Raw genomic sequence first — 1,708 nt, 5'->3', positions numbered from 1 at the left:
GGGTGGGCGCGTTCGCGGCCGTCCCGGCTTCCTTCTCCCGGGCGGTGAGCGGGCGCAGCGTGAAGATGGAGCCGTCCTGCTCCAGGTGGAGCGAGTAGGCGCGGGCCACGGTGCGCAGCGCCTGTTCGGCGCCGATGCCCCGCAGGCGCACCTCCGCGGGGGTGTCCAGGTCGCCGGTGACGACGAGGTTCAGGCCGCCCTTGTCCGCGATGGCCTTGAGCGCGTCGCGCAGGGAGCCGCGGAAGCTCACGTCGATGGTGCGCGTAGGGGCGGTAGTCTGGGTGGTGGCCTGCGGAGGCGTCGCCGGGGGCCCTTCCGCGAACGCGAGCGGGGCGCCGAGGAGGAGGGTGGGGAGCAGCAGTCGGGAGAGGGTCTTCATGGTCACGCTCAGGCTTCGGAGAGGGACGGAGGGGAACCGACAAGCCGCTTCAGACCGAGCAGCGACGACATCACGACGAAGGCGATGACGCAGGCCACCGCCACGCCCGCGGTACTCCAGAGGGCATGGGCACCGCTGAACAGGCCCTCCACGAACATGCGGCTGTCGCCCACGGTGGAGGCGAACGCGGTGCCCAGGCGGCCGAGCGCCTGGTCGTTCGTGAAGAGGAAGCCCAGTCCCACGCCCAGCGAGGTCAGCAGGATGGCCAGCCCCGTCCACACCTCGCGCCGCTGGGGCACGGGGGATTCAGCGACGCGGGCCATGACGTTGGCGACGAGCGAGGGGGGCGGCAGCGGATCCGCCAGCCGGAAGAGGTCCTGCTCCAGCAGGCGGTGGTCTTCCATGAGCGCGGCGCACGCGTCGCACTCCGCGGCGTGGTCCAGGCCGGGGCCTTCGCCCGCTTCCAGCTCCGCGAACAGGACTTCCAGGTCGGGGCACGGGCTCATCGCGCTTCCTCCTCGGCGGGCGTCATCTTCTTGCGCAGCTTCTCACGGGCCCGGAACAGGCGGGCCATGATGGTCCCGGGCGCGCAGCCCATGATCTGCGCGATCTCCTTCGTGGTGCGCTTCTGGACGTAATAGAGGGCCAGCACCTCGCGGTCGTCCACGGAGAGCGTCTCCATGGCGGCCTCCAGCGACTGCCGCTCCTCGCGCGCGATGGCCCCGTCCAGCTGGGACACGTCGCTGCTGGGGAGCACCTCCTTCATGGGCTCCAGCTCCTCGGTGCGCACCTTGGTGCGGCGGCGGAGCAGGTCCAGGCAGAGGTTGCGGGTGATGGCGAGCACCCAGAGGTCGAACGGGCGCGCGTCGTCGTAGCGGTGCAGGTTCTGGTACGCGCGCAGGAGGGCTTCCTGGGCGACCTCCGCCGCCTCCGAGTCGTTCTGGAGCAGGCGCAACGCCAGGCCGTACACCGGGCGTTGCACGCTGCGAACCAGCGCTTCGAAGGCGGACGGGTCCCCCTTGCGGGCGGCCTGCACGTCCGCTTTCCAGGGGAGCGGAGCGGCGTCCTCAGCCATCATCATTCCGATGGCCATGGGCAGCGAGTCGAGGGCAAGAGCGTTCACGCCTTGTCCTACGGGCACCGCGCGGGGCCATTGCGCTGCCCCGCCACATCACTTCCGCTTCTGTTTTTTCACGGACTTGGCCGCTGCAAGCCGTTGTTTTTCGGCCTTCTCCACCCGGGCCTCGGCCTTCACGTCCTTGCGCTTCTGCTGCTTGGCGCGGAAGCCCAGGGGAATTTCCGGCTCCGGCACCGGCGCCGCCGTGAAGG

The 1,708-nt window shown here is 70.5% G+C and carries 2 protein-coding genes and 1 pseudogene; all 3 read right to left on the bottom strand.

Going from position 1 to position 1,708, the window contains the following annotated elements:
• Nucleotides 1–379, bottom strand: a pseudogene (locus tag D7V97_RS42850) (hypothetical protein); the annotation flags it as partial.
• Between the two features lie 8 nt (nt 380–387).
• The gene (locus D7V97_RS42845; protein ID WP_120616250.1) at nt 388–885 is read right to left on the bottom strand and encodes a hypothetical protein; all 498 of its coding nucleotides are present in this window, start codon (nt 883–885) and stop codon (nt 388–390) included.
• Complete coding sequence (locus tag D7V97_RS42840) at nt 882–1,472, bottom strand: RNA polymerase sigma factor (RefSeq protein ID WP_199729220.1); 591 nt, start codon at nt 1,470–1,472, stop codon at nt 882–884. Before D7V97_RS42840 ends, D7V97_RS42845 begins: the two co-directional genes overlap by 4 nt.
• Nucleotides 1,473–1,708 lie beyond the last annotated feature (236 nt).

The organism is Corallococcus sp. CA053C (genome assembly GCF_003611675.1).
Classification (GTDB): Bacteria; Myxococcota; Myxococcia; order Myxococcales; family Myxococcaceae; genus Corallococcus.
The sequence above is the reverse complement of the archived record's forward strand: the minus strand, read 5'-3'. Positions and strand labels throughout refer to the sequence as shown.